The organism is Sphingomonas sp. S2M10, from assembly GCF_012650175.1.
Classification (GTDB): Bacteria; Pseudomonadota; Alphaproteobacteria; order Sphingomonadales; family Sphingomonadaceae; genus Sphingomonas.
In genome coordinates this window covers 66,532-85,610 of the sequence record NZ_JAAILI010000005.1, presented here as the reverse complement: position 1 = coordinate 85,610, position 19,079 = coordinate 66,532, and the positions used below count along the sequence as shown (strand labels likewise).

Sequence of the window (19,079 nt, the reverse complement as noted above, 5' to 3'; positions counted from 1 at the left end):
GTCCAACGCCGAAAATAAAAATTGTCCGGGGCAGGGCCTGGCTGCGTCTTCCCTGATGAACGTCGAGCCGGATGTTCTGCCACCCCGCTCGCCATCGCTCCGATTTGCCAAATCTCCAGGTCGCGGGCGGTCCCTCGCGGCCGTCGGACGACGTAACGCGCAGCCGCTTTGGGACCTGCATGGAGATCGTATGAAACAGGGACGTGCAACAACCACCATCCGTCATCTTCTGCCAAAGGCGGCGCTCGCCGCGCTTGCCGTGCTGCCGATCGAGGCGGCGCAGGCGCAGGGCTGGCCGGCCCCGGTCGCGCCGCTGCCGGAACTGGCAACCGCGCTCGACAAGCGCTTCCAGCCGGCACTCGATTTCGACACCGATGTCTGTTTCAACGTGCCCGCGGTGAACAGTGCCGGCGCGATCAGCGCGAAGGCCTCGACCTACGCGACCAAGCCGCCCGCCTCCTGCCGCAACACCAACTATCTGCGCACCAGCAACGCCTATGTCCGGGCGCGCTGCAACAATGGCTATTGCGCGCGGGTCTATGCCTATTTCTGGCAGTCGGATTTCTCGCACGCCTATGACTGGGAGACGGTTATCGTCTGGACCACCGATGCGGGCACCAACAGCGCCGTCGTCGGCGTCACCCGCGGCGCACACGGCAAATGGGAAACGCGCGCGACCAAGGACGGTCAGCTCCGCTTCCAGACCGATGCGAACGGCGGCCAGCATGTGAAGATGGTCTTCCATTACGAGACCTGGGGCTTCTCGCACCTGTTCCGCTTCTCGAAGACCGATGGCAGCGACGAGCCCGCCGAAAACGGCACCGGCGCCTGGGTCATCCAGCCGCTGATCAGCTGGAACGGCTATCCGTCGCTCGCGGTGCGCAATGCCGTCGCCAATTATGATTTCGGCAGCGGCAATTTCGAGATCAAGGACGCGCGCTTCGCCTCGTCGCTGAAGGCCGCGCTCAACACCAGCATCACGCCGGGGTTCAACCCGGACGTCGATGCGGGCGCGAACTCGCCGGGCTGCCCGGCCGGTTCGACGATCTGCTGATCGGAATGGTTCCCCGCGTCGTCTTGCGGCGGCGCGGGGATCTTCGCCAGGGAGGGCAGGACATGAAACATATCCGGGTGCTGGTCGCCGGCGGGGCGCTGGCGGCATTGGCTGCGGGCTATGGGCTGTTCGGCAAAGCGGGGTCGGCACCGACGACGGTGCCGCAGGGCGTCGTCGCCATCTCTACCCAGCCCGAAGCGGGACCGCGGGTGCAGCGGGTGGCGAGTGCGTCGATTGCCGTCGGTGCTGCGCCGGCGCAGGTCGAGGCGCAGGTCCGCCAGGCCTATCCGCTGTTGCGGGACGTGGCGTTCGGCTGCGACGCGCGCGGCTGCGCGGTTACCGCGACGATCCCGCCGCCCACCGACGATGCCTTCCTCGCCAAGCGGCAGGAGATGCTGCTCGGCGGGCTGGCGCGCACGGTGGAGGCGCTGGGCTATGCCGCCAGCGGACCGGTGCAGATGGAGGAGATCTCCGAGAACCTGTTCCATATCCGCCTGGCCGTCGTGCAAGGGCGCCCGCGCGGCTGAACGGCGAAAGAAGGGCGGCAACGGAGTGCCCGCTGCCGCCCTTCCGATATCCCCGAGACCCGCCCCGGCACGTACCGGGGCGGGTTTTCTTACGCCTCAGAACTCCGCGCTGAAGCCCAGCGTGAAGGTGCGGCCGCTGGTGGTGTAGACCACCCGCCGCGCGATATCGCCGCCGGCGAATTGCTGGATCGGCTGGTTGGTGAGGTTGATGCCCTCGGCGATCAGGCGGATGCCGGGGCGCAGATTCACATGCGCCTGGAAGTCGATATTGTGGGTGCTCTCGATCCAGTCGCCGACATTCCCGATGGTGCCGAGGCCGGTATAATATTTGCTGCGATAGGCGTCGGAGACGCGAATGCCCCAATCCTTGTCCTCGTAATAGAGCGTCGCGTTGGCCGCCCATTTCGAGAGGTTGAACAGCGGCAGCGTGACGAAGGTGTTGCCCACCTTGCCCTGCTGGTTGCCGTCGAACCAGGTGCCGTTCGCGGTGACGCCGAGGTGATCGAACGGCGCTGGCAGGAACGTGAAGTCGTGCTGCACCGCAACCTCGACGCCCTTGATGTCCGCGCCCGGGCCGTTGATCGGCTGGCTCACGTCATACGGAGTATTGGCGTCCTGACCCTGGATCAGCAGCGACAGCGGCAGGCCGGTCTGGCCATAGGGGATCGTCGTCGTGCTCGGCGAGATATAGCTGTCCATGTCCTTGTAGAAGAAGCCGATCGAGGCGAAGCCGCGGCTGTCCATATACCATTCGAGCGAGGTTTCGACCGACGTCGCCTTGTACGGCTTCAGGAACGGATTGCCGAGGCTGAGGCTGCCGCCGTTCGGGCGGGTGGTGATCGACCCTGCCGCGGCGAGATCGCCCAGGCCCGGGCGGTTGATGTTGCGATCGGCGCTGAGGCGGAACACCAGCGTCCTGGTCAGGTCGAGCGCGAGGTTGGCGGCGGGCAGCCAGCCATGGGTGTTGTTCTCGATCACCACCGGCACGAAGGCGGTGCCGACCGCGAGATTGCCCGACGAGGTGAGGTCGGTCGAGAAATAGCGGACGCCGGCATTGGCACGCAGCCGCATCCCGCCGACCTGCGTGTCGAGATCGAGCTGGGCGAAGCCGTTCCAGGTCTTCTCGTCAACCTTGTAGTCGCTGCCAGCCTGAAGATTGGCGGCAGTAAGGTCGCGCTTGTCGCCGATTGCGGCATAGACGCCGTCGACATTGCCGACGATGTACTGGAGCAGCGTCTTGGGGCCGACCAGCTGCTTCAGGTCGTTCGACACCGGAATGTTCGCCGGCACGTTGTGGAACACCTTGTTGGCCCAGGTGTAGCCGCTGTTGGTGAAGTGCTTGTAGGCGCCGCCCGCCTTCAGGGTCAGGCCGTTGCCGAAGTCGTAGTCGGCGCTGAGCTTGCCGTTGGCGTAGCGGTTGACGATCTTGTTTTCCTGGACGTCGAGCCGCTGGACGGTCCACAGGTTCGGATCGGTGAGCGCGATGCCATAGGTGTTGACCGGGATCTGCGGGCGCGTGTCGTAGCTGAACGCGGTCTGCTTGGCCTCCATGAAGACCTTGTCGAACACCGGCTGGCCGAAATCCGATTCCTCATAGCCGCCGAGCGCGCGCAGCGTCAGCCGGTCGCTGAGCTTCCAGCTGAGATTGGCGACGCCCTGGTAGAAATCGGTGTGGTTCTCGACGATGTGATGCTCCGAACGCAGGTCGATGCCGGTATAGCTGGCGGCGCGCAGCGTGTTCGTGTTGTCGATCACCGCGCTGCGGATCACCTGGGTACCGCTGACCGACGAACCGGTAAGCGGGTTGCTGCCTGCGGTCGCCAGCGCATAGTCGTCGCGATGGTCCCAGAGGCGACCATAGAGGAAGTCGACGTCGAGCTTGAAATGGTCACCCGGGTGATATTGGACCGAGGAGGTGACGCCGAGCCGCTGCCGGTCGGTGTACCAGGTCGAAGGTGATTGGGCGGTCGGCTGGTAGACGCCGGCGAGCAGCTTGGCGCGGGTATCGGCGTCGATTTCGGGGCCGATATTCTTCGCGGCATATTTGGTCGGCCCCCAGCCCCAGCTGCGATAGCCATATTCGTTGCTCTTGATCTTGCTGTAGGCGACCGAGAGCAGCGCGCCCCAATCACCCGAGCGGACCGAGGCCAGCGCCACCGCGCGCGGCGTCACGCCGCTGGTGTTGGTGTTGGTCTGTCCCTTGGCCGAGACGACGAACTTGTTGCCCGCATAGTCGAACGGCTTGGCGGTGGTGAGCTGCACGGTGCCCGCGAGACCGCCTTCGTCCTGCTCGGCGGCATAGGATTTCTGCACCGAGACGCGGTTGAACAGTTCCGAGGCGAACAGGCTGTAGTCGAACGAGCGCGAGCGGCTGACCGAGCCGCGATTGTCCATGCCCGAGGCGGTGTTGCCCAGCACTTCCATGCCGTTCAGCTGGGTGCGGGTGAAATCGGCGCCCAGGCCGCGCAGCGCGATCTGCCGGCCCTCGCCGGTATCGCGGGTGATGGTGATGCCGGGCACGCGCTGCAGCGATTCGGCAAGGTTCAGGTCGGGAAAGGCGGCGATATCGGTGGCGACGATGTCGTCCTCGGCGCCCACGGCCCGACGCTTGAGTTCCTGCGCGGCGATGATGCTCTCGCGATAGCCCGAGACGACGATCTCGGCGGTGTCGGGATCTTGCGCTTCGACGGCAGCCGCCTGCTGCCGCGCGGCCGCGAGGGGCGCGGCGGCTTCGCTGCGGACGACGCGGCGCGGCGCGGGGGCGGCGCGCGACGGCGTGAGCACGACGATGCCGCCATGCACGGCCGCGCTGAGGTTCGAGCCGCGCAGCAGTTGATCGAGCGCCGCGCGCGCGGTCAGCGCGCCGCGTACGCCGGCGGTGCGGCGACCGGCAACCGCGGAAGGCGCGACGACGACCTGCAGGCCGGTCGCTTGGGAGAATTGCGAGATCGCGCTGCGCAGATCGGTCGGCGCGATGTCGAAATGGCGCTGCGCGGCCAGCGCCGCGTCGGCGGCGTGCGCCTGCGCGATGACGGGCGCTGCCAGCAGGATGGCTACGGCCATGCGTGAAATTCCCTGGATGCGATTCATGGTTGGTCTTCCCTCCGCTCCGGCGCGCGTGCGCCGTCAGCGAGGAAGACGGAGAGGGATCAGCTTCCGGACAAAAGAATTTTGCTGCAGTGCGATGTCATGGATGTGACGGATTTGCGTCGTCCGCGGGTGCCGGCACCAGCCGCAATGCCCCATCCGAGCGCTCGGTGCGGAAGCCATAGGCTGCCCCCATCGCGTCGAGCAGGTCGCGCGGGGAATCCAGGCGGAAACGGCCGGAGACCGCGATACCGCGCAGGCCGGGCGGCGGCGGCGCGATCAGCGGGCCGCCGCGCCGGTTAAGCGCATCGATCAGGTCGCCGAGCGCCATCCCGTCGATATCGAGCCAGCCGTCGCGCCAGTCCTTCTGGCCCGCATCGAACCGGGTCGGCGCCAGGGCGCGACCGTCCGCGAAACGCGATCGCCAGCCGGCGGGCACGACCACCGTCGCACTGCCGGGCGTTGCGTTGCCGAAGCGTACCGCGCCGCGATAGACCGCGAGACGGACGCCGCCCGCGGCGATGTCCAGGTTGAAGGCGGTCCCCAGCACCTGCGTCGCCGATCCGCGCGCACGCACCGTGAACGGGCGATCTGGCAGATGGGCGATGTCGAAATAGGCCTCGCCGCGCTCCATCGTCACGCTGCGGCGATCGTCGGCAAGGGTCACGTCCAGGCTGGTGTCGCCGTTGAGGTGAAGCGAAGAGCCGTCGGCCAGCGGCACGTCGAGCATCTGCCCGCGCGCCGTTTCATAGTGTACGGCCCGCGCGTCGGGCGCGCGATACCAACCCGCCTGCCATCCGCCGATTCCGACCATCGCGACGATGCCGAGCATGCCGCCGGCGCCGATCGCGGCACGGCGCCGGGTGCGCATCGCGCGGATATCGGCGTCCGACAGGCGCGGCAGCTGCGCCATGGCGTCGGACAGGGCGCGATCGTCGAGCATCGCCTGCACCTCTGCGGCGGCGGCCGGCGGCGGCTCGCGCAGTACCGAGTCGTCCTCGCGCATTGCCCAGCGTGCGGCTTCGTGCAACGCGGCACGGCGGGTGGAACCGGGGTTCATCGCGCTGCGCCCCCGGGCAGGCCGCGGCGTTCCAGCGCCGCGCGCAGATCGGCAACCGCGCGCACGCAATGCTTCTCGACGGCAGCGACGCTCATGCCCAGGTCGGCGGCGATGATCGCTACGGCCACCCCGTCCAGCCGGCGCCGCAGAAAGATTTCGCGGCGGAGCGGCGGCATCACGCGCAAGGCGCGGACCAGGATCTCGACCCGCTGGCGATAGTCGAGCACTTCCTCGGCGCAGGGCTGGGGGCAGGCAATATCCTCGGCCAGCTCGGCATGGCGTGGCTGGGCACGCAGCCGGCGGAAATGATCCCACACCAGGTTGCGCGCAACCGCGAAGCAGAAGGCACCGACATCGGCAACCGCGCGGGAGCGGCGATAATCGTACAGCCGGATATAGGTTTCCTGCACGATATCCTCGCCGTCATGGGGATCCTGCAGGCGGGATCGGACGAATCGATGCAGCGCGGCGCGGAGCGCCACTTCTTCCGCCGCCGCGCGGCGGCTGCCGGCAATCACGCTCAGCTCTGTCATCGGAACCAGCGCACTTGGCAGGCTGGTGCCGATACCCTGATGGCTCGCGCCATGACGGTCCGCCCCTTCGGTCTGAATTTACCGGCTTTTTTCTCCCCCTACAGGCGATCGATGAAGCTCGCGTGACAGTTGCGGGTGCAGTCGCTCAGCGGGGCCGGGCGAGCGGCCGGACCACGCCTGCAGCCTTGTCGAGTACCGGCGTGTCGCCGTCCCAGCGTACGCGCTGGATCCGGGGCGAGCGGCGGGCACTGCACCCCATCGCGGGTGCCGGATTGGCATGGTAGACGATCCAGGTCTCACCCGCGGGCGTCGTGAAGAACCCGTTGTGACCAGGGGCGAAGACTCCCTCCGACGGCGTCGTCGAAAGGATCGGCTCCGCCGCCTTGGTCCACGCTGCCGCGTCCAGCGGGTCGCTGCCCGCCGGGGCACGCAGCAAGCCCAACGCATAGCCGTCCGACCAGCAGGCGCTGCCCGAATAGGTCAGGTAGAGCGTGCCTTTGGGGCCCTGGAGGAACTCCGGCCCTTCCACGATCTGGCGGCCGCCCTGCCGCTCCCACGCGCGATCGGGGCGGGCGACCGTGGTCTCCGGCCCGGTGAGCGTCCAGGGATTGGCCATGCGTACGATCCGGAGCACGCTGTCAGGGCCGTCATAGGCCGAATAGGCGAAATAGCGCCTGCCGCGATAGGCGAAGCTCGTGCCGTCGATGCCGGTCCGTGCGGTCTTCAGCCGGCCGCGATCGATCCACATGCCGCGCATGGGGTCACGACCGGCATTTTCCAGCACGAAGATGCCGCGGTGCGCATCGTTGTCCTGCCCCGACGCCGCGGCGGTGTAGTAGAGATACCATTTGCCGCCGATGCGGTGCAGTTCGGGCGCCCAGATCGACTGGGCGTTCGCACCCCGGGCGGGCGGGGTCCACACCGTCACTTCCGGCGCCTCGGCAAGGCGGGTGAGGTCCCGGGTCCTGCGAAGCGCGAGCCGGTTACCGAGCGTGTTCATATAGTAATAGGTCGCACCGTCGCGAACGATCCACGGATCCGGACCCGAATCGAGCAGCGGGTTCCGGAATTCTTCCGCCGACTGCGCTGCGGAAGGAACGCCAAGGACGAGCAGTGCGAGCGGGAGGAGCGCCTGGATCATGAGGTGGGGAATGCCTTCCGAAGAGCGTCATATTGCCGGCGGCTGATGCCGATCATCGATCCGTGGCGAAGGTCCGCCGGCATCGTGTAGCGATCCCATCCGGGCACGCCGGTGTTGCCCGAGACCTGGAACCAGGGCCCATGCAGCGTCGGCGCTCTGGAAAGGCCGTAGCTGGTGCCGGCATATTGCTCGTAATAGAGAAACCAGTCCGCGCCGTCCGGGGACCGGATCAGCGTAGGGGCCTCGCGAAAGTTGGGGCTGACGGGGGCGCCGGGCAGCGGGTAGGGACCTAGCAGACCGGGCGCGCAGCTGATCCGGATCGTCTTGCCCGTCGTCCAGTCATAGCTCGGATAGCGCTCGTCCTTCAGGATCGCGCAATAGCCGCCATGGTCGTCGCGTTGGAGGAGGGTGTCGATCGTCGCCATCTCCCAGGAGAAGAGGCGGCGGGGCTTGCCGGCGAAGCTCCGCAAATCCTTCGACAGCACGTAGAGCGTGCGCTGGCTTGCCCAATAGCGTTCCGGATCGCGGGCATCGCCGTCCTCATTCGGCGTGTGCCAGCTCAGCAGAAACTGGCCCGAGGCCGTGTCGAAGAACAGCTTGGGGGCGCCGATCCGCTGCAGCGTATGGGGGTGGGCGGGAATGTTCGCGAGATCCGGCCGATAGGTGCCGAAGGGTGTCCAGCGGATCAGATCGTCCGATACCCAGAAGCGGATTAGTGGATCGTCGTCGCTGCGGTTGCCGACGAGATAGTAGCGGCCGTCCGGCCCGCGCGCGATCGAGGCATGGCCATGATAGTCGCTCGAGATCGGGCGCCCGCCCTTTAGCGGTGTCCAGTGCAGCCCATCGACGCTGACCGAATAATGGAGCACGCCGTAGCGCGCCTTGGTCATGTGCGCGAACAGATAGGCCTTGGCCGGATCGACGGCCGGCGTTTCGGGCGCACCCGGGGGAGTTTGTGCCGCCGCCGGCACGCCCAGCATCAGGGCGCCCAGCATCAGGGCCCGGCGCAGCGTCTGAAGCCACTCCATCTTGCGCTCCTTTCCTGTGAATCGGCTGCACCGCACCCAGGGGAACGGTGCAGCCGTTCCGGTCAGCGTGCGGCGGGTACGACGCCCTTGGGCGCCGCCGACAGCCGCTGGATCAGGTCGACCTCGGCCTGGCGATAGGGCTTGCCGTCCCCGTGGAACACTTCGTGGAACCAGATGGTCGGCTCCTCATAGGTATAGGGCTTCTTCCAGCTGTCCCAGGGCAGGCGCGTCTGCGATTTCCCGTCGACAAAGCCCCAGTTGAACATCGCGATGTTCAGCCGCTTGCCGATCGGCAGCGTGCCGTCGAAGGTCGATCCGTTGCCGCGCGCCATATATTCGGTGCACAGCACCGGCCGGCCATAGCTGAGCATCTGGTTGGCGCGGCGCTCGAACGTTTCCGGCCAGCTGTAATCGTGGAAGCTCAGCACGTCGGACTGGGCAATCTGGATCTTCTCGACCGCGTCCAGCTTGTCCTGCTCGTCCCAATGATCACCGATCCACACGCCCGAGGTGAGCGGCTGGATGGGATCGGCGGCGCGGGCGGCAGCGAACATCCGGGGCAGCAGCAGTGCCACATATTTGTTCTTGTCCGGCGTCGGCGCGTAATTGCCGCCGCCGCCGTTATTGGGCTCGTTCCAGATGTCCCAGCCGAGCACGCGCTCGTCCTTGGCGAAGGTGGTGACGATATCCTTCACATAGGCTTCGAGCTTGCCATATTGCGACGCGTCCTTCAGGCGCGCGGCACCGGGCGACTGGGCCGAACCCGAGTTGTGGACACCGGGAATCGGCGGATGCTGCGGGCCTGCCTTGGGATCGGGATCCCAGCAGCTGTCGAAGAAGATCCACAACGTCTTGATATGGTGCTTTGCGGCGATCGTCATGAATTCGTCCATGCGCCGCTTCAGGCCCTGCGGATCGTTCTCCCACAGAAGATTGTGCAGGTTAACCCGCATCACGTTCATGCCGATCTTCTCGGCCCAGCCGAGTTCCAGGTCGATGCGCTTCGGATCCCAGGTTTCGGCCTGGAACATCTCGAGCTGGTTGATCGCGGTGGCCGGGGTGAAGTTGGCCCCCACCATCCAGGGCTGCTGGGCATACCAGGCATTGGCCTGTGCCTTGGTCCACTGGTCGCGCGCCTCCGCGGCCGGCACGGTGGCGGCGATCGCCAGCGCGGCGCCGGCGAGAAGAAATGTACGGCGGATCATCATCAGGTCTGCTCCCCTCTTCGTTGGTGTCAGCGCTTCTTCGGCGCGGCGGCCTGGCCGGTGGTCAGGCGGTAAGTCATCACGTTGCGATAGGTCTGGCCGGGATCGAGCCGGGCATTCGGAAAGCCTTTCTGGTTCGGCGAATCCGGGAAGATCTGCGGCTCCATCACGATCGCGTCGCCCTCCCGGTAAATGCGGTTGGCCTTGCCGTGGGTGGTGCCGTCCAGGAAGTTGCCCGAGTAGAACTGGAGCCCGGGCTGGTTTGACCACAGCTCGAAGCCGCGGCCGGAGGCGGGATCATAGACCTTCGCCATCAGATGCTGGTCGCGGGTCACCGTGCGGCCGATCACCCAATTATGGTCATAGCCGCGACCGAACACGATCTGCTGGTCGCGCGCGTCGCGGACGCGGTCGCCCACCGTCTGCGACGTGCGGAAGTCGAACACCGTGCCGGCCACGCTCTTGAAATCGCCGGTCGGGATCGCGCCGGCATCGGTGGGCAGATAGGTCTGCGCCGGGATGGTGACGCGATGCCCCATCGCACCGTTGGCGGAACCCTCGCCGGAAAGATTCCAGTAGCTGTGATTGGTGATGTTGGCGATCGTCGGGGCGTCGCTCGTCGCGACATATTCGATCGTCAGGTTGTTGCGTTCGTCGAGCGCATAGGTCGCGTCGACGGTCATCTTGCCGGGATAGCCCTGGTCGCCGTCGCGGCTGACATAGCGCAGCGTCACCGAGGCGGTGGGGCCGTCCTTCACCGAGACCACGTCCCACAGCACCTTGTCGAAGCCGACGGTACCGCCGTGCAGCGCGTTCTTGCCGTCATTGACCGGCGTCTGGAAGCTGCGGCCGTCCAGCGTGAAGCGGCCCTCGGCAAGGCGGTTGGCGAAGCGGCCTACCGTGGCGCCGAAATACTGCCCCTTGGCAATATAGTCGGCCATATTGTCATAGCCGAGGATCACATCCGCCTTGCGACCCGCACGGTCGGGCATGACAAGCGCTTGCAGCATCGCGCCATAGGCGACCACGGTTGCGGAAACACCGTGCGCATTGGTGAGCGTGACCGACGCTACCGCGCGGCCGTCGGTCATCTTGCCGAACGTGCCCCGCCGCGCGGTGGCCGCTTCGGCAGGATTGGCGAGCGCGACCAGGGCCGCAATGCCGCCGATCGCTGTCAAAACCTTCATCGTCCTTCTCCCTGCTGCTGATTTCTTGATGGTGCGGGATGCAGGTGGAGGAGCCTGTGGCTGGCGCGATCGGCCGGCGCGCGGGATCCGCATTGCCGACGATGGGCGTCCCCTGGAGCTTCCACTGCATTCCTCTCCTGCTGGCTGTCATGCTTCGACCGCGAAACGACGTACCAGCAAAAATATGATAAATATGTTGCTTGCGATGTCAGATCTATCTAAACTCGTTGCAATCAACAAGCCCGACTACGCAGCGGGCCGAAAAAAGGGGAGGTTTCGAATGAAGATGAAGGCATTGCTGTGCGCGTCGGTTTCGGCGGTGATCGGATGCACGGCAACTCCGGCTGCCCTTGCGCAGCAAGCGCCGCAGCCGCAGACGTCCAGCGCCGACAGCATCAACCCGGCCTCGCCCGAGCCCGCCATCCAGGACAGCGGCGCCGAGGAGCAGATCGTCGTCACCGGCCTGCGCCGCAGCCTCCAGTCCGCCCAGTCGATCAAGCGCAATTCGGACGGCATCGTCGATGCGATCGTCGCGGAAGACATCGGCAAGCTGCCGGATACCTTCGCTTCCTCGGCGCTTCAGCGCGTGGCGGGCGTCAACGTCACGCGTGGCGGCGGTGAATCAGCCGGCGTCACGGTGCGCGGCCTGCCCGACCTGACGACTACCTATAACGGTCGCCAGATCTTCACCGCCGAGGGCCGCTACGTCGCCATCCAGGATTTTCCGGCGGGCACCGTCGCGGCGCTGGAAGTGTTCAAGTCCGGCCTCGCCAACCAGATCGAGGGCGGCATCGCCGGCGCGATCAACGTGCGCGGTCGCCGCCCCTTCGACTTCAAGGGCTTCGAGCTTTCCGGCTCGCTCAACGGCGTGCTGTCGCAACAGTCCAAGGGAACGACCTGGAACGGCAACCTGCTGATCAGCGATCGCTGGAACACCGGTATCGGCGAGATGGGCCTGCTGGTGAACGCCTCTTATGTGGGCATCAACTTCCTCGATTCGACGCGCGAGCAGTCGCTGGTGATCGCCACCACGAACGCCGCCAACGCGCCCGCCGGACAGACCGGGCTGCGCTACCCGGACGCGCAGGGCAACTTCCTCGGCTATGGCGATCGCTGGCGCCCTTCGGCCAACGCCGCCTTCCAGTGGAAGCCGACGTCCGAACTTGAAATCTATGCCGACGGCTTGTTCCAGGGCTTCCGCTCGCGCGATTATAATCGCTGGATGTTCATCCCGATCTTCGGTGACGGGATGCAGCTTTCCAACATCACCACCCAGCCGGGCACCAACAAGATTGCCAGCATGACGGTGACCGGCGCGGCGCGGCCGGACGGCTATAGCGGCTCGTTCAATGGCCATACCGATACCTATCAGGCCGGCGGCGGCGCGATCTGGACGCGGGATCGCCTGCGCATTTCGGCGGACGTCGCCTATACCGACAGCCAATACACCGCGAACAACGTCAACATCGACTATGCGGCGGCAAGCTCGCCGGTGCGCCAGGTGCAGTTCGAGGCGCCGATCGACGGGGGCGCGACCCAGCGTTTCGTCAATTTCGACCTGACCAACCCGGCCAACTTCATCAGCCGCGGCCTGTGGCAGGAACTGCTGGTGGTGAACGGCAAGGACTGGCAGGGCCGCGCGGATGTCTCCTACGACTTCGGCGACGGCGGCTTCCTGCGGCGCCTGGACGCCGGCATCCGCTATTCGGATCGCAAGGCCGGTCGCGACCTCGGCAATCTCTACGTCAACAACGAAGGCGCGCGTGTTCCGCTGGCATCGCTGCCGGGCGCGGTGGTGCAGGCGACGCGACCGGGCTTCGCGTATAACGACGTGCAGCCCAACGTCTTCTATGCCGCCAGCACGCGCGACAGCATCCGCGACAACCTGCCGGCGCTGCGCAGCTTCTTCGGCGTGCCCGCGGGCATCCCGCCGTTCAATCCGGCCGAGAATTTCCGCGCGAACGAGAAGTCCTACGCCGCCTATGCGCAGGTGAAGTACGGCTTCGATCTGGGCCAGACGGTGATCGACGGCGTGGTCGGCCTTCGCGCGGTGAAGACGAAGACCAAGATTGACGGCTTCTCGCGAATCGAGGCGACCGGTGGCGCCGTCACCTATCCCGCGATCAGCGCCGAGAACGAGTATACCGATTATCTGCCGAACGTGAGCACCCGCATCGCGTTCACCAACGAGCTCCAGCTGCGCCTCGCCTTCACCCAGACGCGGACCAGGCCGAACTTTTTCGACCTGCGGCCCAATACCTCGCTCGGCCAGCCGGTGATCCTTGCGCCGGGGGACCCGTGCCTCGTCGATGCAACGACGCCGGAATGCGTGGAGCGGCTCCGTCGTGGCGGCTCTGCGGGCAACCCGAACCTGAAACCGCTCACGTCCAACAACTATGACGCCAGCCTGGAATGGTATTTCTCGCGGACCGGTTCGTTCACCGCCGCGATCTTCCGCCATGATGCCGAGGGCTTCCTGGCCACCGTGGACGACCGCTCCCAGCCGGGCCTGCGCATTGCCTCGCCGGTCAATCTCGGCAAGACGCGGCTGCAGGGCGCCGAGGTGACGTTCACCAGCTTCCTCGACATCGATGGACTGCCGGAATGGGCAAAGGGCTTCGGCATTCAGGCCAATGGCACGTTCATCGACGCCAAGGGCGATCTGATCCCGAACTTTGCGGCGACCTATGGCAACCGCCAGCAGGACTTCCCGGGCGTATCGAAATGGTCGGGCAACCTCGTCGCCCTGTACGAGAAGCCGCAGTTCTCCGCGCGCGTGGCGTATAACTATCGCTCGAAGTTCGTGTCCTATTACAGCCTCGAGGCGCTGGACCCGATCGCACACCCGGTGATCGAGAAGGGGCGCGGCCAGCTCGATATGTCGGCCACGGTCACGCCGGTGGAGAACATCACCATCGCGTTCGACGTGATCAACGTGCTGGGCAACCCGCTGCAGCGCTATCGCCAGTTCGATACCGGCGACAGCTACACCCGGCAGGTGCTGTATCTCGAGCGCGCCTATTCGCTCGGCGTCCGTTTCCGCTTCTGATCCGGGCGGGGGGCGCAGCCGCAGGGCTGCGCCCCCGTTCCGGCTGAATCAACAAGGAGTGCAGAAGTGCGCATTCGCACGTTGGGACGCGGCGGCTTGAAGACGTCGCGCTGGCTGGCCGGCGGCATCGCCCTGGCGTTCGCAGGCGCGGCGGTCGCCGACAACCCGCAGTTCAGCGGGGCAGACCCCCACGCGATGTTCATCGGCGATTCGCTGTGGGTGTTCCCCACCGGCGGCCCCGACGGCAGCTGGGCGGCGGACCGGTTCGGCGCCTTTTCCTCACGCGACCTGCAGCACTGGCAGACTCGCGGCGAACTGATCCGGCGCGACCAGATCCCGTGGATCAGGGAGGACGGCGCGCCTGTGCATTTCCTCTGGGCGCCCGCCGTCGCGGTGCGTCAGGGCCGCTACTATCTGTATTATTCGGTCGGCCCCCAGAACCCGACGCCGAGCCGCATCGGCGTTGCGGTGGCCGACCGTCCGGAGGGTCCCTATCGCGACATCGGCCATCCGCTGATCGCCGATGGCGGCAACGGCTTCGAGGCGATCGATCCGATGGTGTTTGTCGACCATCGGTCAGGCAAGGCCTATCTCTATGCCGGCGGCAGCGCAGGCGCCAAGCTGCGGGTGTGGGAACTCGGCGCGGACATGACCAGCATCGCACGCGAGATCCCGGTCGTCACGCCGCCGCAGTTCACCGAAGGCGCCTTCCTGCACGCGCGGGACGGTACCTATTACCTGTCCTACAGCCATGGCCGGTGGAACGGTCCCGATTATTCGGTCCACTACGCGACGTCCCGCTCGCCGACCGGTCCCTGGACCTATCGCGGCGCGATCCTGACCGGCGATGCGCGGCACCAGGGCCCAGGCCATCACAGCTTCGTGCGGACGCCCTCGCGCCAATGGCTGATCGTCTATCACCGTTGGGAACGATCGCCGGGGCCGGGGCCCTATGCGGGCGAGCGGCAGGTCGCGATTGACCGGGTGCGGTATGCCGCCGACGGCCGCATCCTGCCGATCCGCATGACCGACGGCGCGGCGGCACCCACGCTGCCGTTGCGATAGCGCGATAGGCTGCCGCCCGCGCTGCGCGCAGCGGCGCTTCGTGTCAGCCGCGGCGCTGGCGCAGCAGCAGAAGACCGCCAAGTCCCATGCCACCGGCCGCGAGCGCCAGCGCGCCATTGCTGCTCGGCGAGCCACCGCGCCCGGGTGCCGTGACGGGGGCGTCGTTCCGGCTGACGCCGGCAGGCACGAAACCGCGCGACGTCAGGTCGATGGCATCGAGGTTGAGCCCCATGCCCTTGGCGCCTTGCCGCACTGCCGCGCCGATCGCGCGCAGGCGGGCAGGATCCTGCTTGGACTGTTCGACGGCGATGTCGATCAGCATGCTTTGAACCCACAGCGCTTCTGCAAGCTCCTGCTTCTTCGCGTCGGAGGCGCTTGCGATCTCCCCCGTCGCCAGGACGGCGCGGGCAGCCTGCGCCTGTACGGCGGAGAGGACCTCGGGCGGCGGCGTATCGTTGTTGCCGCGCGCGGCATGCCAGGCGGTGAGCCACCAAAGCGCATAGGCATCGGCGACATTGTCGATCCGCAGCCCGTGCGGCGCGACGAGCGCGTCGATCCGCTCGATGAAGTCGCCTTCGGCAAAGACCTTCTGCAGGTCGGCGGCCCCCTGCGGATCCACGGCGCGCGTCCTCTGGACGAAGGCAGCGAGATTGGCGCTGCGCCTCGGCCGCGATGGCGTGTAGCGCAGCGATGCCACGTCCGCGCGCGTCGGCGCCGCGCTCGCGGCGTCGGGGGATCGCCGCGCACGCCGGCTACGCTCCTCGTCCTGGCGCATGCGATCGTCGAGCATCATGCTCAGCGGATCGGAGTGCGTTGCCGTGGAGAGGATCATCATCATGCCCTGGCTGTCGATGATCTGCGCTTGCGCGCTACCCGCCCAGGCAAAGGCGAGGATCAACCCGATGGGCGCGCGCAGCTGCTTCATGACGCGATCCCCATGATTCACGCGCGGCGCTGGCGCAGGACCAGAAGCCCGCCCACCCCCATGCCGGAGGCCGCCAGCGCAAGCGCGCCATAGCCACCGGCATTCCCCGCCGGGGCTGCCCTGGCGGGCGCCTCGTTACGACCGACCCGCGCGGGGACGAAGCCTTCCGCCGTCAGTTCGAAGCCGTCGAGATCGAGGCCCATCGCCCGCGCGCCTTTGCGCGCCGCGCTGCCGACGTCGCGCAGGCGCGCCGGATTTTGCTTGGCCTGCTCCACCGCGCCGTCGATCAGGGCGCTCTGTACCCAAAGCGCCTCTGCCAGTTCCTGCTTCTCCGCGTCGGTTGCGCCGGCAATCTCACCGGTGGCGCCGATGGCACCTGCGGCCTGGCGACGCACCGCGGCTAGGGTGGCGCTGCTGGGCGTCTCGTTGCTACCCCGCGAGGCCTCCCAGGCGGTGATCCACCACATGGCATAGGCATCGGCGAGATTGTCTATCCGGAGTCCGACCGGTGCGACGAGCGCGCCGATCTTCTCGATGAAATCGCCTTGGGCGAACAGCTTCTGCAGATCGTCGGCGCCCGCCGGATCGGCCGCCCGCGTCTTGGTGACGAAGCGCGCGAGATTGGCGGTGCGTCGTGCCTTGGAGGGCGTGTAGCGCAGCGCCGCCGGATTGGCCGCGACCCGCGCGCGTGCCTGCGGCGATCCCGCGTCGTGCGAAAAACGGTCGGCATGATCCTGCAGCGCGATCCGGGGCCCTTCGTAGAGCATCGGGCTGATCATCTGTGCCTGCGCCATGCCCGGCACGGCAACGAGCGCGAGGCCGAAGGAAACGAGCAACCGCAACGCCATGTACACCTCCTTCACACGCCGGGCACGTCCATGCCCGACGAACGGCAGAATAAAAACGAAGCCGGGCGAAGTCGATGCTTCGCCCGGCCAATTGCGGTGAGTTGCAGCTTTTCTTAGCCCTTGCGAGCCATCGTCGACAGGCCTTCGCCGATCGTCTTGATCATGTTGGTGGTCGACTGCATGATGTAGCTGAATTCCTGCGTTGCCACCTGCAGGTCGGTCATCGTCTTGGTCGACTTGTTGCTCTTCGACTGCGAGTCGTAGGTCTGCGCCAGCGACTGCATCTCCTCGATCTTGCCGTCCATCGACTGGGCCATCACCTCGGCAATGGCGCGCAGCCAGTTGCCGCTGCCGATCTTGCCCTCGCGCGAGCTGTCGGTCTTGGCGCGATCGCTGCCTTCACGCGACGCGGTGAAGAGCTTCTCGGCGATGCTGTCGGCCTGGTTGCTCATCTCGCGCGCCATCGCGCCCTGCTCCGCAGGCGAGAAGATCCCCGAGCCGACCGTGCTGACCGCATCGGCAATGCTGCCCGGCGCGCCGCCGATCGCGGTGCTGAAGGTGCTTTTGGCGATGTCGATCATGCCCTGCGGCAGCCCCAGCTTCTCGCCGAGCTGCTGGAGTACCTGCTGGCCGATTGCCGCACCCAGCGTGCGCACCGCGAGCGATGCCCAGCCCGCCGGGCCCATCGCGAGGGAAGCCAGGCTGATCGGATTGACCAGCGACCGCGTAAGACCGCTCAGGAGACCCATGGATCGTTCCTTTCCATCCAGATATCGCGCTCCCCGCGGGAGCCAGGCCGACGACACCGTGTCGCCGGTACGAGAGCAAACTGCCCCGGATCGGCCGCCCGCGCGCTCCACGATTCGTTTAGCCGGGCTCAACGAATCGTGGAGGGGCGCGGTCATTCGAGCGGCAGGAAGAGCAGTCCTGCCAGGCTGTTGAGTTCGCGAACGCCGTCGAGATCGAGCTTGCGGATCGCGTTGTTCATGTGCGTGCGCACGGTGTTCTCGGTCATGTTGAGCAGCGTGCCGATATCGCCGTTCGCGCGGCCCCAGCCGAGGAAGCGGAGCACCGCCGCCTCGTTGCGGGTGAGCGTCTGCAGCCCCGCCAGGTGGAGCAGCGGCACCCGCCAGCCGGGCACGGTACACTCACCGATGCGGATCTCGCGCGTGGCGGCACCACGGCGTTCTTCGGCGGCGCGCAGCTCGGCGATCAGCTGGGCGAGCTGCTCGGCATCGCTTTGCGGCGGCGCGGGCGCGCGGAGGGCGGTGGCGCTGGTCATCGGGGCTTGGCCGTTCGCTGGAGGACGCCGCCCGCAATTTCCTCGCGCGTGCCGAGATCGGCGAGAATCGCCTGGGCGAGCAGCGGGAGCGTGAGAATGACGACGAAGGTGGCGGCGGCGGCCTTGATCGGCATCGCCATCGAGAAGACGTTGAACGACTGGGCGAAGCGGTTGAGGAACCCCATCGCCAGATCGATCACGTAGAGCACGGTCAGAACGGGTGCGGCGAACAGGAAGGCGAGGGCGAACAGCCGCCCGAATTCGCCCTCGAAGAACATCAGCGCACGCGCATCGAGCTGCAGCCCGCCGGGGCCGAGCGGCCAGATCAGGTAGCTGCCCATCACCGTGCCGACGAGCAGGGTGAGCCCGCCGGCAGTGACGAACACCACCTCGGCGAAGCGGCTGAGCAGGATGCCGGTAAGCGAGCTGGTGTTGCCGCTCAAGGGGTCGACCAGCTGGCCGATCGTCGCGCCCACCTTGGTGTCGATGATCTCGCCCGCCGCGCCCAGCGCCCACAGCACCGTGCCGAAGAAGAAGCCGATCGCCCCGCCGGCGGCGGCTTCCTTGAGCAGCATCTTGAGCCAGCCCATCGCGGAGAGATCGTTCGGGTGGAAGTCCGGCTGCATCTGCAGCGCGACCAGCCCGAAGGTGACGATGATGCTGTTGCGCACCGTCCCCGGCATCACCTCGCGCGAAAAGACCGGCACGAACACGAAGGCAAAGGCGAAGCGCGCCGAGGCGACCGCGACCACCAGCAGCTGGTCGAGCCAGGGCATCGCCGCGAACAGCGGCGCGCCGACGCCGGGGGGCACCGCCTCGATCACCGCCCCACCGCCGCGAGGCCGGAGAAGATCGAATCGGCATAGCTGTACAACGTGCCCGCCATCAGGCTGGCGGTGACGAAGATGCTGATCACGATCGCGAAGAACTTCAGCGTATATTGCAGCGTCTGTTCCTGCAGCTGGGTCGCCGCCTGCACGATCGCGACGAGCAGCCCCACCACCGACGCCGCGATGATCGGTGGCGCCGAGAGCAGCAGCACCAGCCACAGCCCCTGCGTGGTGACAGCGACCAGGTCGTCGCTCATG

At 66.8% G+C, this 19,079-nt stretch carries 17 protein-coding genes; 4 read left to right on the top strand and 13 right to left on the bottom strand.

Going from position 1 to position 19,079, the window contains the following annotated elements:
* Positions 1 to 190: 190 nt before the first annotated feature.
* Together S2M10_RS00865 and S2M10_RS00860 are read left to right on the top strand one after the other, a co-directional pair.
* Complete coding sequence (locus S2M10_RS00865; RefSeq protein WP_168844416.1) at positions 191 to 1,054, top strand: NPP1 family protein; 864 nt, start codon at positions 191 to 193, stop codon at positions 1,052 to 1,054.
* A gap of 62 nt (positions 1,055 to 1,116) precedes the next feature.
* Positions 1,117 to 1,581 (top strand): hypothetical protein, encoded by a 465-nt coding sequence (locus S2M10_RS00860; RefSeq protein WP_168844415.1) that lies wholly within the window; start codon positions 1,117 to 1,119, stop codon positions 1,579 to 1,581.
* A gap of 96 nt (positions 1,582 to 1,677) precedes the next feature.
* Here the strand turns inward: S2M10_RS00860 and S2M10_RS00855 are convergent, their stop codons facing one another.
* The 7 genes from S2M10_RS00855 to S2M10_RS00825 all read right to left on the bottom strand — a co-directional run bounded on the left by S2M10_RS00855 (position 1,678) and on the right by S2M10_RS00825 (position 10,822).
* Positions 1,678 to 4,644, bottom strand: coding sequence for a TonB-dependent receptor (locus S2M10_RS00855; RefSeq protein ID WP_247650533.1), 2,967 nt, complete (start codon positions 4,642 to 4,644; stop codon positions 1,678 to 1,680).
* Positions 4,645 to 4,768: 124 nt separating this feature from the next.
* On the bottom strand, positions 4,769 to 5,728 hold the full coding sequence (locus tag S2M10_RS00850; protein WP_168844413.1) for a FecR domain-containing protein: 960 nt from the start codon (positions 5,726 to 5,728) through the stop codon (positions 4,769 to 4,771).
* Positions 5,725 to 6,261 carry a sigma-70 family RNA polymerase sigma factor gene (locus tag S2M10_RS00845; protein ID WP_168844412.1) on the bottom strand — a complete coding sequence of 179 codons (537 nt, stop codon included), beginning with the start codon at positions 6,259 to 6,261 and terminating at the stop codon, positions 5,725 to 5,727. Before S2M10_RS00845 ends, S2M10_RS00850 begins: the two co-directional genes overlap by 4 nt.
* A gap of 145 nt (positions 6,262 to 6,406) precedes the next feature.
* Positions 6,407 to 7,402: a glycoside hydrolase family 43 protein gene (locus S2M10_RS00840; RefSeq protein ID WP_168844411.1), complete on the bottom strand. Its 996-nt coding sequence runs from the start codon at positions 7,400 to 7,402 to the stop codon at positions 6,407 to 6,409.
* Positions 7,399 to 8,430 (bottom strand): glycoside hydrolase family 43 protein, encoded by a 1,032-nt coding sequence (locus tag S2M10_RS00835; protein ID WP_168844410.1) that lies wholly within the window; start codon positions 8,428 to 8,430, stop codon positions 7,399 to 7,401. Before S2M10_RS00835 ends, S2M10_RS00840 begins: the two co-directional genes overlap by 4 nt.
* A 62-nt stretch (positions 8,431 to 8,492) precedes the next feature.
* Positions 8,493 to 9,635 (bottom strand): cellulase family glycosylhydrolase, encoded by a 1,143-nt coding sequence (locus tag S2M10_RS00830; RefSeq protein ID WP_168844430.1) that lies wholly within the window; start codon positions 9,633 to 9,635, stop codon positions 8,493 to 8,495.
* Positions 9,636 to 9,664: 29 nt separating this feature from the next.
* A complete protein-coding gene (locus S2M10_RS00825) occupies positions 9,665 to 10,822 on the bottom strand; it encodes an aldose epimerase family protein (protein WP_168844409.1) in 1,158 nt (385 codons plus the stop codon).
* Between the two features lie 280 nt (positions 10,823 to 11,102).
* On the opposite strand from S2M10_RS00825, the gene S2M10_RS00820 reads away from it, so the two are divergent.
* Both S2M10_RS00820 and S2M10_RS00815 read left to right on the top strand, forming a co-directional pair.
* The gene (locus S2M10_RS00820) at positions 11,103 to 13,871 is read left to right on the top strand and encodes a TonB-dependent receptor (protein ID WP_168844408.1); all 2,769 of its coding nucleotides are present in this window, start codon (positions 11,103 to 11,105) and stop codon (positions 13,869 to 13,871) included.
* A gap of 66 nt (positions 13,872 to 13,937) precedes the next feature.
* A complete protein-coding gene (locus tag S2M10_RS00815) occupies positions 13,938 to 14,936 on the top strand; it encodes a family 43 glycosylhydrolase (RefSeq protein ID WP_348770502.1) in 999 nt (332 codons plus the stop codon).
* 43 nt (positions 14,937 to 14,979) lie between these two features.
* Here the strand turns inward: S2M10_RS00815 and S2M10_RS00810 are convergent, their stop codons facing one another.
* The 6 genes from S2M10_RS00810 to sctS form a co-directional block, all read right to left on the bottom strand.
* Positions 14,980 to 15,861, bottom strand: a complete 882-nt coding sequence (locus S2M10_RS00810) for a DUF6683 family protein (RefSeq protein ID WP_211090790.1) — start codon at positions 15,859 to 15,861, stop codon at positions 14,980 to 14,982.
* 17 nt (positions 15,862 to 15,878) lie between these two features.
* The gene (locus tag S2M10_RS00805; protein WP_247650531.1) at positions 15,879 to 16,709 is read right to left on the bottom strand and encodes a DUF6683 family protein; all 831 of its coding nucleotides are present in this window, start codon (positions 16,707 to 16,709) and stop codon (positions 15,879 to 15,881) included.
* A 113-nt stretch (positions 16,710 to 16,822) separates the two neighbouring features.
* Complete coding sequence (locus tag S2M10_RS00800) at positions 16,823 to 17,458, bottom strand: hypothetical protein (RefSeq protein ID WP_168844407.1); 636 nt, start codon at positions 17,456 to 17,458, stop codon at positions 16,823 to 16,825.
* 152 nt (positions 17,459 to 17,610) lie between these two features.
* Complete coding sequence (locus S2M10_RS00795) at positions 17,611 to 17,991, bottom strand: helix-turn-helix transcriptional regulator (RefSeq protein ID WP_168844406.1); 381 nt, start codon at positions 17,989 to 17,991, stop codon at positions 17,611 to 17,613.
* Positions 17,988 to 18,815, bottom strand: a complete 828-nt coding sequence (sctT, locus tag S2M10_RS00790; protein WP_168844405.1) for a type III secretion system export apparatus subunit SctT — start codon at positions 18,813 to 18,815, stop codon at positions 17,988 to 17,990. Before sctT ends, S2M10_RS00795 begins: the two co-directional genes overlap by 4 nt.
* Positions 18,812 to 19,078 carry a type III secretion system export apparatus subunit SctS gene (sctS, locus tag S2M10_RS00785; RefSeq protein ID WP_019368943.1) on the bottom strand — a complete coding sequence of 89 codons (267 nt, stop codon included), beginning with the start codon at positions 19,076 to 19,078 and terminating at the stop codon, positions 18,812 to 18,814. The genes sctT and sctS overlap by 4 nt, the downstream gene beginning before the upstream one ends.
* Position 19,079 lies beyond the last annotated feature (1 nt).

Bases quoted from the DNA above. Each gene is read 5' to 3' on its own strand.
- S2M10_RS00865 (WP_168844416.1), top strand. From the start codon at position 191: ATGAAACAGGGACGTGCAACAACCACCATCCGTCATCTTCTGCCAAAG.
- S2M10_RS00860 (WP_168844415.1), top strand. From the start codon at position 1,117: ATGAAACATATCCGGGTGCTGGTCGCCGGCGGGGCGCTGGCGGCATTG.
- S2M10_RS00855 (WP_247650533.1), bottom strand. From the start codon at position 4,644: ATGGCCGTAGCCATCCTGCTGGCAGCGCCCGTCATCGCGCAGGCGCAC.
- S2M10_RS00850 (WP_168844413.1), bottom strand. From the start codon at position 5,728: ATGAACCCCGGTTCCACCCGCCGTGCCGCGTTGCACGAAGCCGCACGC.
- S2M10_RS00845 (WP_168844412.1), bottom strand. From the start codon at position 6,261: ATGACAGAGCTGAGCGTGATTGCCGGCAGCCGCCGCGCGGCGGCGGAA.
- S2M10_RS00840 (WP_168844411.1), bottom strand. From the start codon at position 7,402: ATGATCCAGGCGCTCCTCCCGCTCGCACTGCTCGTCCTTGGCGTTCCT.
- S2M10_RS00835 (WP_168844410.1), bottom strand. From the start codon at position 8,430: ATGGAGTGGCTTCAGACGCTGCGCCGGGCCCTGATGCTGGGCGCCCTG.
- S2M10_RS00830 (WP_168844430.1), bottom strand. From the start codon at position 9,635: ATGATCCGCCGTACATTTCTTCTCGCCGGCGCCGCGCTGGCGATCGCC.
- S2M10_RS00825 (WP_168844409.1), bottom strand. From the start codon at position 10,822: ATGAAGGTTTTGACAGCGATCGGCGGCATTGCGGCCCTGGTCGCGCTC.
- S2M10_RS00820 (WP_168844408.1), top strand. From the start codon at position 11,103: ATGAAGATGAAGGCATTGCTGTGCGCGTCGGTTTCGGCGGTGATCGGA.
- S2M10_RS00810 (WP_211090790.1), bottom strand. From the start codon at position 15,861: ATGAAGCAGCTGCGCGCGCCCATCGGGTTGATCCTCGCCTTTGCCTGG.
- S2M10_RS00805 (WP_247650531.1), bottom strand. From the start codon at position 16,709: ATGGCGTTGCGGTTGCTCGTTTCCTTCGGCCTCGCGCTCGTTGCCGTG.
- S2M10_RS00800 (WP_168844407.1), bottom strand. From the start codon at position 17,458: ATGGGTCTCCTGAGCGGTCTTACGCGGTCGCTGGTCAATCCGATCAGC.
- S2M10_RS00795 (WP_168844406.1), bottom strand. From the start codon at position 17,991: ATGACCAGCGCCACCGCCCTCCGCGCGCCCGCGCCGCCGCAAAGCGAT.
- sctS (WP_019368943.1), bottom strand. From the start codon at position 19,078: ATGAGCGACGACCTGGTCGCTGTCACCACGCAGGGGCTGTGGCTGGTG.